We start from the raw sequence: 13930 nt of genomic DNA on the forward strand, positions 1-13930 counted from the left end.
CTTGCCGGGAGCAGATTTGAGTAACATCATAACATGAATAGTCTGCGACGACTATAACCTTCCCCCGAACAGCGATCGGATGGGACAGGGTATTTATTCACCCAAACCAAAACAAAAGTATGCAAAAAACTGCTTTGACTCGCCGTAGCCCTGGCGAAGGCGTGTCTTCGGGTCGCCGAAGTTTTAGCGAAGGCGAACGGTATGAAACCAGAACAGATCCAGCGATAACGGTAACCGGCAAAGCAACCGGTTCGGCTAACCAGGGTACAGGGAAAAAATTATTGTGCGTAATGAAGTTGATGTTTATTTTCTTGACCGTTGCATTTATGCAGGTACATGCGCGGGGATTGTCGCAAACGATTACTCTCAAAGTAAAGAATGCGCCGCTCACCCAGGTGTTCCGGGAAATTGAGAAGCAATCCGGTTTTATTTTTATCTATGGCAAATCAATGATCGAAAAAGAAGCGCCTGTCAACCTGCAGGTAGCGAACGCCAGCCTCACAGACGTGCTCAATCTCTGCTTCCGTAATCTAAGCATTACCTACACCATTGAAGAAAACAAATACATTGTGGTTCGGCCGCGGCCTGCGCCTGCAGCGCCACCTGTTGTGCAGGCAGCCGCCAGGAACCCATACGGCGATCCGATCAGAGGCCGCGTAACCGCCGAAGACGGCTCGCCATTGAGCGGCGCTACCGTTCTTGTTAAAAATACCAATGTCACCGGTCTTACCGATGTCAAAGGTGTTTTTATGGTGAACGTAAACGAAGGTGATGTGCTGGTGATCTCTTTTGTGGGTTATGAATCACAGGAAATAAAAATAAACCGCCGCATCATTAATGAGTATACGAGCAATGTTGCATTTGCCAATGGCAGGGACAATGCCGGGTATCTGGGGGTTCGGTTAAAACCCAAAAAATCGATGCTCGATGAAACAGTGGTGATCGCCTATGGCACTACCACACTGCGAAAAAGCACCGGTTCCGTAAGTTCCGTTACGGCTGAAGAGATCAGAAAACAACCGGTGGCCAATCCGCTCGCCGCTTTGCCGGGTCGGGTATCCGGTGCTGTTATTGCGCAGAACAACGGTTTGCCGGGCAGTGGCATCCAGATCCAGATCAGGGGACAGGGCTCTTTGAGCCAGGGCGAGATCCCTTTATACATAATAGATGGCGTTCCGTTTACAAATTTTAACGGGGGCATTCCGGCCACGGATAACCTCAACGCTTTTGGTATTTCAGGCGCCAATGGCGGCGTGAGCCCGTTCAGTATGATCAATCCGAATGATATCGAACGCATCGACATTTTAAAAGATGCCGACGCTACTTCCATCTACGGATCTCGCGGCGCCAATGGCGTTGTACTCATCACTACCAAAAAAGGAAAGGCCGGCAAAACGATGGTACAGGCTAATTTTTACCACGGCTTCGGCAAGGTGAACCGTTTCATGCCCATGCTGAACCTGCAGCAATACCTGGCCATGCGGCGCGAGGCATTTGCCAACGGCAATCAAACACCCACAGCGGCCACCGCGCCTGATCTGCTGGTATGGGACACTACCAAAAGTACCGACTGGCAGAAATTCCTGATCGGTGGAACCGCCCGTACAACGGATGCGCAGACTACCATTTCAGGTGGTACCGGCGGCACCCGTTTTTTATTCAATGCAGCTTATCATAGAGAAACCACGGTATTTCCAGGTGACGACGAATCAAAGCGCCTTTCCTTTCGCGTGAACGCTGATCATTCAGCGGCAGGCGGCCGGTTCAATATCGGGGTAATGGCCGCTTATGCCAACGATATCACCAATATGATCGATGCTGATCTTTCTTCAGCCTATAACCTGCCACCGAACTTGCCGTTGTACAATGCGGATGGTTCTTTATACTGGTATTCCGGTTTTACCAATCCACTCGGCCGGCTGAAAAAAAGGTACAAGGGAAATGGCAATAACCTCATCAGCAACCTGACGTTGCGATATTCGCTGTTGCCGGGGTTGAACCTGAAAGCCAGTCTGGGTTATACCAGAACGCAACTCGATCAGAAAAGAGTTAACCCGTACTCTTCAGATAACCCAACCAGCACGCAGGGCAGTTATGCCTATTTTGCCAATAATGTAGCCAGTAACTATATCATTGAACCAACCGTTGATTATACAAGAAAGCTCGGCGCCGGTAAACTGACTGCTTTGGCAGGCGCTACCTTTCAAAGTAATACGGCCGACGGATTTTCTATTACGGGAAGAAATTACAGCAATGAGGACTTGTTGGAAACCATGACGGCTGCCGGAACGCTGCAGGCCAGCTATAACAACGTGCAACGGTATAAATACGCCGCCGGTTTTGGCCGGTTGAACTATGACTGGAAAGGCAAATACATTGTGAATGCAAATTTCAGAAGGGATGGTTCGTCCCGTTTTGCACCCGCTAACCGGTTCAGTAATTACGGTTCTATCGGTGCCGCCTGGGTGTTCTCAGAGGAACAGTTTGTGCGCGATCACGTATCCTTTATTTCATTCGGAAAATTACGCGCAAGTATAGGAACATCGGGTAACGATCAGATCTCAAACTATCTCTACCTTAACCTGTATAATGCCGGTACGCCCTTGCTGGGCAATGGCACTTTAAACCCGTCGCCCGTATTACCGAATGACGATATCAAATGGGAAGCACGTAAAAAATATGAAGTGGCGCTTGACCTGGGCTTTTTCAAAGACCGCCTGTTGCTCACTGCCAATTATTACCGTTCGCGGTCGGGCAACCAGATCTCATCCATCTCAATGCCCACACAAATGGGATTAAATGCGCGAACCGTAAATATTCCGGCGACCATTGACAATAACGGTGTGGAGATCGACCTGCGCTCAACGAATATCAAAACGAAGGCGCTGGAATGGAAGACCAGTTTAAACATTACCTTCTACAACAACAAGCTGGTTGAATGGTCCGGCCTGGAGCTGTCTTTTGACCCATCAGCCTATATCATAGGCAAACCGGTGAATGTATCCCAGTTGTATCGTTTTATCGGTATAGATCCTGCTACAGGTATAGCCCGTTATGAAGATAAGGACGGCAATGGTTCAATTACATATGCCGGTGACCGCTATCCGATGCCGGTTGGTACGCCTTATTACGGTGGCTTATCCAATACCATCACGTATAAGAACTTCCAGCTGGATTTTACGTTCCAGTTCCATCATCGCATGGGAAAGACCAACCTGTTCCCATCACCGGTGCCCGTGGGCGGTCTGTTGAACCAGAACACCTCGGTGCTCGATCGCTGGATGAAACCCGGTGATGTGGCCATGTATCCGGCATACAGAACATCAGGCAATGATTTCAATTACGCTTCTTCTGATGTTACGTGGGGCGATGCTTCCTTTGCCAAACTGCGTTCAGCCAGTATTGCTTACATGGTGCCCCAGGCGGTGATCAAACGCCTGAAAATGACTGATTGCACCATCTCTGTTCAGGGGCAGAATTTATTCCTGTTCACCAAAAACAAATACCTGCTCGATCCGGAAACCACCGTCCAGGGCGGCCCTGCCGGCATAGGCACTGGTACCGTCGGTGCCGTAATGCCGCCACTGCGCACGATCGTATTTGGTATTAATTGTTCATTTTAAGCCTTTAGATCATGATTCGTAAAAGATCGATACAACTATATTCCGCGATAACAGCCATGGCGTTATCCGCGTTCTTATCATCCTGTAAAAAGTTTACCGAGATCGGGGCGCCGCCTACGCAGGTAGATGCCTCGGCTGCATTTGCCAGTGATGTCTCCGCTTCCAGCGCCGTAATGGGACTGTACACCGGCAACCCTATCAACCAGCCGCTGGTCGGCTGGACAATGTACCCCGGGATGTCGGCCGATGATGTACAGTATAATTCGCCCAGCGCAGAATTGGAGGCGTATGAAAACAATACCATCTCCATTAACAGTACTACGAATGCCAATTTCTGGTATTACAACTATCAGTTCCTGCGGAACGTCAATTACGCCATTGACGGCCTGACGGCTTCTAACGCGTTGACACCTTCCCTCCGGAACCAGTTACTGGGCGAAGCAAAATCCCTGCGGGCTTTTGTGTTATTTGAACTCGTGAATATGTTTGGTGATGTGCCCATGCCGCTTAGCAGCAACGACCTCGAGAATGCTTTTCTGCCCCGTACGCCCGCGAACGAAGTATGGGCCCAGATCATTAGAGATCTGAAAGAAGCACAGTCTTTGTTACCGGAAAATTATGTGGGTTCTTTCCGGGCCCGCATCAATAAATGGGCGGCTACCAGCTTGCTGGCAAGAGCCTATTTGTATAATAAAGAATACGCCCATGCAGAAGCAGAAGCTGCAAAAGTGATCGATTCAAAGCTCTACAGCCTGCCGGCACCTGCCGCTGCCTTTGTCAACACCAGCAATGAGATCATCTGGCAAATAACCAATACCACCGGTATCAGCACGTATGGCGCCAACTATAACTCGGCTGCCAACGTGTTGCCCGCTTACAGTCTGTACGATACGCTGTACCGTTCATTCGAAACAGGCGACCTGCGTAAAGCCAACTGGACCTCCGATACCACGGCAAGCGGTGTTACCTATCACCGGGTAACCAAGTATAAAACCAGGTCAGGCACCACCGGTAATGAGTATATGGTCGCATTGCGGTTTGCCGAGCTGTTCCTGATCAGGGGGGAAGCCCGCGCACAACAGGATAAACTTACTGAGGCGCGACAGGATCTGGACAGTGTACGCAGCCGTGCCGGGTTGGCCAAATTGTCTACTACGTTAAGCAAAGACGAGCTGTTGCTGGCGATTGAACAGGAAAGAAAAGTGGAGTTGTTCGGCGAATGGGGCCATCGCTGGTTCGATCTGAAACGTACCGGCCGGGCAGCTGCCGTCATCGGCGGACAAAAAAAGAACACCTGGAAGAATACCGCCGTGCTGTATCCCATACCCGATGCGCAAAGGCTGATCAATACCAACCTTTCGCAGAATGAGGGCTATGATAAATGATGTGATAATAAAATACAGTTACAGGTTGCAGGTTTCAGGTTACAAGGTAACGTGGAACTCACGGGTCTTGTAACACATGTAACCCCTGTAACCTGTAACTTGTAACCTGCAACATGAAACCTGTAAACTATAAACGAAATAACCGATAACATGAAGAACAGAATATTACTGTCAATATCAATAATGACCCTGTTCATAGGAGGGACCTATGCGCAAAATCGTAAGGACACTACCAGTCAATACTACTACCGGTTAGCTACTTCCAAAGTGGCGGCCGACAGGGAGCTGGTCACCGGTAAGTCGTACGAGCTGTTACAAAGTAAAAAGGAAAGCGACTGGATGTTATCGATGCAGCTTTTTAATGTGCTTAAAAAGAAAGCCACCAGCGATTCCATCCTGGCCATTATCAAAACCCGTTTCCCCGGCGGCCTGTACTGGCGCGGCGAAGAAGTGGCAGCTATCTACGACGCCGCGACCGGGGCTGAAAAAGAAGCCGCTTATAAGAAATGGTTGAAGAAATATCCCATCAACAAATTTGAAGGCAGCAGGATCGTGTACGACTATGCCGCCAATAGCGTAGCCAGCGCCTATGCCGAGGAAAAGAACGTTAAAAAAGCATTGTATTATGCCGATCAGGGACAAACGCCTGCCTGGAAAGGCGAAGCCTGGGCCGCTGTGGCGCAAAAACTTGAAAAGCACGGTTACATAAACGAAGCGCTGGCCTTATACAAAAAAGCAGCAGCCAATTCCTATGCTTTTAGAACCACCCGTACCAAAGAAGAAGGCGCCGGCTTTGCTGCAATGGGGTATAGAGGGTATTGCACTTCCATTGCCCGCTGCCTGTTGAAAAAAAACAATACCGACAGTGCACTGGCCTACATCCAGAAAGCATATACAGCCGACAAAAAGCCTTCTGCCTATGTAAATCAAACATACATAGAGATCCTGCAGGCAATGGGCCGCGATAAGGAAGCATACGAAAAAGCAGATGAGATCGTACAGGGTGGAGAAGCCGATAACAAGTTCAGGGAAGTGCACAAGGGCCTGTATGAAAAATTGAACGCAGGCGGTAAGCCGTATGCGGAGTATATGAAGGAAGTACAGGCAGCGGTCACTAAAAAGGTCATTGCCAATCTAAAGAACACCATCATTAACACCCCATCACCAGCATGGGTATTGAAAGATGTGAATGGCAATACCGTAAGTTCAGAAAGCCTGAAAGGAAAAATAGTAGTGCTCGATTTCTGGGCAACCTGGTGCGGTCCCTGTAAGCGGTCATTTCCCGCTATGCAAATGGCCGTGAACAAATATAAAGATAACCCTGATGTACAATTCCTTTTTATTCATACCTGGGAGAAAGGCGCGGGGGATGCCACTGCAGCAGCAAAGAAGTATATAGAGGATAACAAATTTGATTTCCGCGTACTGATGGACCTGAAAGATGAAAACGGTTCCAATAAAGTGGTGGAAGACTTCGGTATTTCAGGTATTCCAACCAAATTCATTTTGGATAAGAACGGTAATATCCGTTTCAAGGTGACCGGTTTCACGGGGACCGATGAAGCGGCCGTTGAAGAATTGAGTGCCATGATTGAGATGATAGAAAAGTCATAAATTGATTGTCTTTACTTGCAAGAATGAAATTAGCTGTGATAATTAGCTAATGTGATAATTTAATACAGTAGCTTGTATTATAAACTTAAGTGATTGTGGTTGACAAGTATAGGTCAATCGCAATCACTTTTTTTTGGTAGCCATTCGCGAGCACTGCAAAAGATTTTGAATGACGGATTGAAGCCCTGCTAGCTACTTCCTACCAGCCACTAGCATCTTAGGTATATGCTTTGCATATATAACCCAGCTTTCCAAACCAGACTCCACACTTAAAAAATAACTCTCATTGATCCTTTGCAGCGCATCGAACGTGTTGCAGGTGTTTTCTTATTACTGGTAAACCACTTAAAAAGAATTATGTTATGAGAGTCATTTTCATTGACAAAATTGGCTGCTTTTTGCTGGCGGCAGGTTTCTTTGCATTGATCGTTGCAGGTTGTAAAAAACAGGACAGACCGGCAGGCAGAGAAGACGAGGTTGATATACAGTTGATTGCTGACAACTTCGTATCGCCCATCGGCCTGGTTTCACCCCCGGATGACAGTAAACGGCTTTTTGTAATTGATCAGGTTGGAACGATATGGATCGTTGATAAAGACAGGAATAAGCTCGCTACACCGTTTATTGATCTAACGAGTAAAATGGTACCACTGAATACTGCTTTTGATGAACGTGGTTTGTTAGGACTGGCTTTTCATCCCAATTATGCAGGCAATGGATTGTTCTATGTTTATTATCAGCTACCGCCTCGTCCGGGCGGTCCGCAACCCGGTGTTAATTGGAATAATTTGAGCCGGATCTCCGAATTCAGGGTATCGGCAAATGCAAACGTGGCTGATGTAAATTCAGAAAGAGTGGTGTTGGAATGGGACGATCCGCAGTTTAATCATAATGGCGGAACGCTGGTGTTTGGTCCGGATAACTACCTCTACATTTCGGTAGGTGATGGCGGCGCTGCCAATGATGTTGCGCCCGGCCACGTACAGGACTGGTATGCAGTGAACGCCGGCGGCAATGCACAAAATGTAGATTCCAATCTGTTAGGAAAGATCCTCCGTATCGATGTGAATGGAAGTCCCTATAATATACCTGCCGATAATCCATTTGTGGGCAGGAACGGAAGAGATGAAATTTATGCCTATGGACTCCGCAATCCTTACCGCATGTCGTTCGATATGGGCGGTTCGCACATGTTGATCGCAGGTGACGCCGGTCAGGTTTTGTGGGAAGAGATCAGTGTGATACGAAGAGGCGGCAATTACGGATGGAATGTAAAAGAAGGCACACACTGTTTTAATGCAGCAAATAATGACACTGTTCTGGCATCCTGTCCGTCTGTTGATATTCTCGGTAACCCGTTGATCGATCCGGTGATAGAATTGAGTAATGCGGCCAACCCGGCCGGTGGCAGGGCTACTACCATCATTGGCGGACATGTATACAGGGGCAAAGATCTCAAGGGCTGGAATGGCAGGTACATCTTTGGTACTTTTTCACAATCGTTTACCACGCCTAATGGCGAGCTGTTTGCAGCAAGAACATCCGGCGCTGGTTCATGGAATTATAATGAAGTATTATTGAAAAGCCATCCGGAGGATATCGGTTATTATTTGCGCGGGTTCGGTCAGGACAATGACGGAGAAATATACCTTACTGTTTCTTCCGTAGGCGGCCTGACAGGTAATACCGGAAAAGTTTTCAAGATCGTTCCGGTCAATGACAAAAACGGTGATGGTTATTGATCTGTAATATAATCCGCAGCGTTGCTTGCTTCTTTGTAGAGAGATGTACCCAAAGGTAACAGATCTCTTGTGTATTAAAGGCCGCAATTGCGGCCTTTACTTTTTTTAACCTCCCTAATTTTGCATAAATTCCCTTCATGAAAAAGGCCACATCTCCCGACACAATAATGCCCGTTGCTTCTGTTGCAGCTCTTGAACAGGAAAGAAAGATATTATTGGACCTGGGAAATGATCTCACCCGCGTTCGCGACAAAAGCGACCTGATCGCGCTTTTTTCAAACCGCCTGAAAGGACTTTTTTACTTTACACACGCCATTGTTACACTTATTGATCATAATAGCGAAACCATTAGCGCATTGCTGTATGACATCGAGACTTCGCCCATACAAAAACATCCGGGTTATCTGAAACTGTTCAGTTCCCGTTTTTCTATCAATAATTCGTTCATGAAGACGGCCCTGGAAGCGAAGGGCCCTGTGTCTTTCTTGTTGGAGGAGGTGAAGGACCAGCCAAAAAGCCCTTCCTTCCTTAAAGTGAATTATGAAGGCGGTATCAGGGAGATCTTAATGACAAAGCTGCAAAATGCAGAAAAGCCACTTGGTTTTATCCATATCTATTCGGATAAGGTGGGCAGCTTTACCAATGAATTCAGGAGCATCATGAACGGTATTGCTCCTCAGTTATCCAGTGCGGTAACTAACATTCTTAAGAATGAGGACATACTTAATAAAGAAAAAGAAAAATCCTTTCTGCTCGACTTCAGCATTGCTATTGCACAGGTGAAAACAAAAGCCGACCTGCAAACCGCAATTATCACGGGCCTCGATAATTTACTGCATACAAACCTTGCAATGATCCGGGTAATTGACGATGATGGCTTTCACCTGAGCCCGTTCATGTTCGATAAAACATTATTTGCCAATGTGCGATCGAACTTTGAGGAAATGTCGAACGACAGGATCACCGTCCAGGAAACGTATACAGCGCAGGTGCTGGCCAGCAGGGATGGACTGGTATTCAATGTAGAAGAAGAATTAAAGAGCGGCAACGAGTACGCGAAATTATGGAATACGACCGGTCTGAAGAATATGTACAGTCTTCCCCTACGGGTAGGGGATAGGAATATCGGCACTATCTGGCTGTTGGCAGACCGGTTGAGCAAATTGATGCTGAAAGGCATTTGTGCGCAAATCTCCATAGCTATTGCCAATATACAGGCGAATGAAAAGTTACTGGCCTATAAAAAGCAGCTGGAAGTAGAAAATGACTATCTGAAAGAACAGATCAGCACCATTTATAATTTTTCTGAAATTGTTGGCAGTGGTGACAAGATGCAACAGGTCTACCGCCTGATGTCGCTGGTGGCAGACTCTAATTCTACGGTGTTGGTGCTGGGCGAAACGGGCAGCGGCAAGGAACTTATTGCCAGGGCAATTCATAATGCGTCGCCACGCAGGGATAAGCTCATGGTAAAAGTGAATTGCGCAGCATTGCCGGCCAATCTCATCGAAAGTGAATTGTTCGGCCATGAACGCGGCGCGTTTACAGGCGCTTTTGACCGGCGCATCGGTAAATTTGAGCTGGCCAATCAAAGTACCATCTTTCTGGATGAAATAGGCGAGTTGCCGCTGGAGGCGCAGTCGAAATTATTACGGGTGATCCAGGAGCGGGAAGTGGAGCGCTTGGGCGGTAAGCTAACGATAAAGGTTGATGTGCGGTTAATTGCTGCCACTAACAGAAATCTGGAAGAAGAAGTAAAAGCCGGCCGCTTCCGGGCCGACCTGTATTACCGCCTGAATGTATTTCCCATACACCTGCCGCCATTGCGCGACCGGCCCGAGGATATAGAACCGCTGATAAACTTTTTTGTGGCGAAGTATAACAAGAATACCAGCAGAAAGATCAGGAAGATAAAACCCACAGTGATACAGCAATTGAAAAGTTATACCTGGCCGGGCAATGTAAGAGAGCTGGAGCATTTGATAGAACGCAGCGTGCTGCTCACTACCGACGGTGTGTTGAACGATGTGTATATACCCCGGCATAATGAAACCGGGAAACAGGAACCGGCGCAACTGTTAAACCGTTCACTCGAAGAAGTGGAACGCGGTTATATTATCGAAGTACTGAAGCGATGCACCGGCAAGATCTCCGGTCCCGGCGGCGCAGCAGAAATTCTCGATATCCCGGGCAATACCTTACATTCAAAAATGAAAAAATTAGGCATTACCAAAGCCGATTATTTTGGTTGATCCCGCCCATTGCATATTGTCAATTGTCTATTGTTTATTGCCTATTGCCTATTGCCTATTGTTTATTGTTTATTGTCTTCCTTCCCTTCATTCAGTGAAACAGTCAGTGCTTTCACCAAATAAAGTGAAAAATTGAACAATCGTTTATTGCCTTTCTGTTGACTATCAGTAGTTTGATTTATTGGCATTTCATTGGCCCTGTATGGTAAACTCAAAAAATCAAATTATGAAAATCGTAGTCATCGGGGGCACCGGCCTCATCGGAACCAGGGTAGTTAACCAGCTTCGTCAACAGGGCCATGAAGTGATAGCCGCCTCGCCGAATACCGGCATCAACACTATTACAGGAGAAGGGTTAGCGGACGCTTTGCGCAATACAGATGTAGTGATTGATCTTTCCAATTCACCCTCTTTTGAAGAGAAAGCCGTTATGGAATTCTTCCAGACTTCGGGCCTTAATTTGCTGGGCGCCGAGATCAATGCGGGCGTAAAACACCATGTGGCGCTTTCTATTGTGGGTGTAGACCTCATGCAGAATGTTGCTTATATGCGGGCGAAAAAGGTGCAGGAAGACCTGATCAAACGGTCTGGCGTACCCTACACGATCATCAGGAGCACACAATTCCTCGAGTTCCTCGGCGGTCTTGCCAACCAGGCTACAGAAGGCAATGTGGTGAATGTTTCGGATGTTCAGTTTCAGCCGATAGCTGCAGATGATGTAGCGGCTTTTGTAGCGGAAGCGGCACTGGCGATGCCTGCCAGCAGCACTATAGAGATTGCAGGACCCGAGCGTTCTACGCTGGCTGACTTTATTACCCGTTACCTCAAAGACACAAAAGACCCAAGGACCGTAGCGCCGAATAACTACAATCAATATTATGGAGGAACAATTCCGCCAGCAGCCCTGGTACCGGCCGGCAACCAGGCAAAACCGGGCGCTGTGAGCTATGAAAAATGGCTGCGAGCGCTAACACAAACCGCTTAACGAATGCCGGTTTGCGGGATGCTCCGGGTCAAATATCAGCTAAATATCATGATCACGCGCGCACAGTTTATTGAATAGTCTTCCCAAAATACAATGCTGCCTTGTTATGGATCATTGCGAGCTGACTTTTGAACTTTACCGGCTTGCAATGATCCATTGCTACGCTGTATTGGAATATTGCAAGATGGAAACGAGTCATTGCTGGCGGAGCGCCGGTCATTGTTTGCCTGCAATGAATCAAAGATCGCCTGTTACCGGGTTACAACAGCCTGCAATTATATGAAAGCAGCCTGCAATGAAGTCATTTCAGCCTGTTATGACGAAGAAACAGCTGTATTTATATCATTTCAGGCTGAATTATCATCGTTGCAACCTGCATTTTCATCATTGCAAGCCTGCAATGATCCAATGTAAGCTGCATACTGATCATTTCAACGCAGCAATGATTCATTGCAACTTGTATTGTCATCATAACAACCGGTTTTTAGCAAATAACAGCCTGCAACGATCATATAACAACCTGCGATGACAGCATAACAGCCTGCAACGCTCCAATTACAGCCTGCAATGCTCCTATTACAGCTTGCAACGATGAAAAAACATCAGACATCGATCCGTTGCAGCCATGTAATGATCCATAACCATCAGCTTTCGGGCATTTCAGGTTTGTTATAATGAAATTTCATTTAGCAAAACGATTTTGGAAACCAGCATTATCTAACACCGTTTTATACGTGCATTTACTTTTGTAAATTTAACGGCGCTGCTAAACGTCTTTGTCTTGAAAACTTACCGGTTTATAAAAACGAACGGGGAATGGTTTATCGATCTGCCTGAGTATATTGAGCAGGGTGGGAGCGCAGGCGATCTGCAAATGGTGCTGGGCGCCGATACCATGCTCGATATTATGGCCGGTAAAGCATCTTCCATTGAACTGACCTTAGGCGAAGAACCATTTGAAGGAGCGGATGAACTGATCTTAACAGAGCGATGTGACCCGGTGATTGGCGGCGGGTATTATTTGATGAAAACCTATAAAGGGCAGCCAATCAATAAAACCATGTGGTTATGCCAGGTAACGGAATTTGTGTTTGGCAGCCTTCCCGAACGTATCTTTGTACGGCAGGAAAATCAATGATAACCAAACCCGGTAGCTATGTGGCAAAAGATCTGGAGCATCGTCAGGAAAGTATTATTGCCGAAAAAGAGTTGTTGCAGGTAAAAGCATTTCAATGATCTGTGCCAGGCCCGACATTGTGGTTATGGTACAGCTTTTTTAGACAATACCCCATAATTATATACTATGAAACTTTCATCTGCATTAGCCGGGGGATTGGCAGGAACACTTACAGCGGCTTCCCTGCATGAGGCGTTTAGAAGGATCAGTCCGGATGCGCCCCGTATGGACCTGTTGGATAAGGACCTGTTACGAAAAGGTTTGAAAAGCCTGGGTAAAAAGATCCCGGAAGAGAATGAACTGCAACGGTGGGCAATAGGTGGTGAGCTTGTTTGTGATACCGCGTATTATAGCCTGGCGGCCGCAGGAGGTAAAAAGAGGGCATGGCTGTACGGAGCTTTGCTGGGGCTTGCAGCAGGCGTATCGGCTGTAGTTTTACCCAGGCCCCTGGGACTGTCAGAAGAGCCCAGCAATAAAACGTTAGGGACAAAATTGATGACGATAGGGCTCTATTTAGCAGGCGGATTGGCTTCAGCGGCAATAGCTACACTGGCAGAAAATGCGGTGTCGAATAAAGCAGAACAAAAAGATGGAACGGTAGAATATGGAGAGTTGATCCCCTAGAGCGATTTTGTTGTTGTAAAAAAATACTGCCTGTATTTTGGACAGGAATTTTCTATTCCGTAATATTGCCTCCCGTTTGGCAGACCCTGGTTTAGGACTATAAATCACTGATTGTAAGTAAGGTAGGGTCGCAAAAATGGTGAAAAAGCCCGGATGGCGGAAAACCTGCCGCCAGGCAGGTTTGGTTCTCGCAAGGGAGTGGGGGATTCTACTCGACAAGATAGTTCTTGAATTTGAAAATTAGTGTCGCTTAAGAATATTTGAAGACACTTTGAAATAATTGCCCGGATGGCGGAACTGGTAGACGCGTCAGACTCAAAATCTGGTTCTCGCAAGGGAGTGCAGGTTCGATTCCTGTTCCGGGCACGATATTAACCCTGTAAGATTGACTTACAGGGTTTTTTGTTTTTAGGCTGGACGTTTTTGTGTCGGTTTTTCAGGATCAAGTCAAATTGTTGGGGGATTAGGTTGTTAAGCATAGATTTTTTGGAGTCTAAATAAGAAGAAATTAATATCCCGAACTCCCCG

Annotated in this window: 8 protein-coding genes and 1 tRNA gene; all 9 read left to right on the forward strand. The window is 47.0% G+C overall.

The window, feature by feature from the left end; genetic code table 11:
- The first annotated feature begins 119 nt into the window (after positions 1–119).
- Positions 120–3623: a SusC/RagA family TonB-linked outer membrane protein gene (locus JUB15_RS28010; RefSeq protein WP_207516059.1), complete on the forward strand. Its 3504-nt coding sequence runs from the start codon at positions 120–122 to the stop codon at positions 3621–3623.
- 11 nt (positions 3624–3634) lie between these two features.
- On the forward strand, positions 3635–5008 hold the full coding sequence (locus tag JUB15_RS28015) for a RagB/SusD family nutrient uptake outer membrane protein (protein WP_207516060.1): 1374 nt from the start codon (positions 3635–3637) through the stop codon (positions 5006–5008).
- A gap of 150 nt (positions 5009–5158) precedes the next feature.
- On the forward strand, positions 5159–6622 hold the full coding sequence (locus JUB15_RS28020; RefSeq protein WP_207516063.1) for a TlpA disulfide reductase family protein: 1464 nt from the start codon (positions 5159–5161) through the stop codon (positions 6620–6622).
- A gap of 362 nt (positions 6623–6984) precedes the next feature.
- Positions 6985–8364 carry a PQQ-dependent sugar dehydrogenase gene (locus JUB15_RS28025; protein ID WP_207516065.1) on the forward strand — a complete coding sequence of 460 codons (1380 nt, stop codon included), beginning with the start codon at positions 6985–6987 and terminating at the stop codon, positions 8362–8364.
- A 137-nt stretch (positions 8365–8501) separates the two neighbouring features.
- Positions 8502–10616, forward strand: a complete 2115-nt coding sequence (locus tag JUB15_RS28030) for a sigma-54-dependent Fis family transcriptional regulator (RefSeq protein ID WP_207516067.1) — start codon at positions 8502–8504, stop codon at positions 10614–10616.
- A 226-nt stretch (positions 10617–10842) separates the two neighbouring features.
- Positions 10843–11601 (forward strand): SDR family oxidoreductase, encoded by a 759-nt coding sequence (locus tag JUB15_RS28035; protein WP_207516069.1) that lies wholly within the window; start codon positions 10843–10845, stop codon positions 11599–11601.
- 781 nt (positions 11602–12382) lie between these two features.
- A complete protein-coding gene (locus JUB15_RS28040; RefSeq protein WP_242696544.1) occupies positions 12383–12739 on the forward strand; it encodes a DUF6717 family protein in 357 nt (118 codons plus the stop codon).
- A 165-nt stretch (positions 12740–12904) separates the two neighbouring features.
- On the forward strand, positions 12905–13402 hold the full coding sequence (locus JUB15_RS28045) for a hypothetical protein (protein ID WP_207516070.1): 498 nt from the start codon (positions 12905–12907) through the stop codon (positions 13400–13402).
- Positions 13403–13684: 282 nt separating this feature from the next.
- A tRNA-Leu gene (locus JUB15_RS28050) sits at positions 13685–13768 on the forward strand.
- Positions 13769–13930: the final 162 nt, after the last annotated feature.

Origin of the sequence: Longitalea luteola (genome assembly GCF_017356035.1) — a bacterium.
Classification (GTDB): domain Bacteria; phylum Bacteroidota; class Bacteroidia; order Chitinophagales; family Chitinophagaceae; genus Niastella; species Niastella luteola.

Excerpts from the sequence above, each read along its gene's own strand:
- JUB15_RS28010 (WP_207516059.1), top strand. The coding sequence starts at position 120 with ATGCAAAAAACTGCTTTGACTCGCCGTAGCCCTGGCGAAGGCGTGTCT.
- JUB15_RS28015 (WP_207516060.1), top strand. The coding sequence starts at position 3,635 with ATGATTCGTAAAAGATCGATACAACTATATTCCGCGATAACAGCCATG.
- JUB15_RS28020 (WP_207516063.1), top strand. The coding sequence starts at position 5,159 with ATGAAGAACAGAATATTACTGTCAATATCAATAATGACCCTGTTCATA.
- JUB15_RS28025 (WP_207516065.1), top strand. The coding sequence starts at position 6,985 with ATGAGAGTCATTTTCATTGACAAAATTGGCTGCTTTTTGCTGGCGGCA.
- JUB15_RS28030 (WP_207516067.1), top strand. The coding sequence starts at position 8,502 with ATGAAAAAGGCCACATCTCCCGACACAATAATGCCCGTTGCTTCTGTT.
- JUB15_RS28035 (WP_207516069.1), top strand. The coding sequence starts at position 10,843 with ATGAAAATCGTAGTCATCGGGGGCACCGGCCTCATCGGAACCAGGGTA.
- JUB15_RS28045 (WP_207516070.1), top strand. The coding sequence starts at position 12,905 with ATGAAACTTTCATCTGCATTAGCCGGGGGATTGGCAGGAACACTTACA.